The sequence below is a fragment of the Bartonella sp. AA86SXKL genome (assembly GCF_042196885.1).
In genome coordinates, this window is sequence record NZ_JBHIRE010000478.1 from 372 (window position 1) to 613 (window position 242).

The 242-nt window shown below is 40.9% G+C and carries 1 pseudogene; it reads left to right on the forward strand.

From position 1 onward, the window contains the following. Positions 1-100, forward strand: a pseudogene (locus ACFIO5_RS12755) (bifunctional methylenetetrahydrofolate dehydrogenase/methenyltetrahydrofolate cyclohydrolase); the annotation flags it as partial. Positions 101-242 lie beyond the last annotated feature (142 nt).

The following is a 242-nucleotide window of genomic DNA, read 5'->3' on the forward strand; positions in this document are numbered from 1 at the left end:
TGTTCCAGGAGGAGTCGGACCAATGACAATCGCTATGCTGATGGTTAATACGCTCAAAGCTGCGGCTCGATTACATAATCTGCCCATACCAAAATTCTAAGGATTTTATGCACTTTCATTGCATATGCATTACTTTATCTACTTTTCGCTCTTTACTCATGCTATAAGAACAGATGCTCCTTGATCTGCACGATTAACGGAGTGACGAAAAATACGAAAAAGTTCGCGTCCAACGCCATATT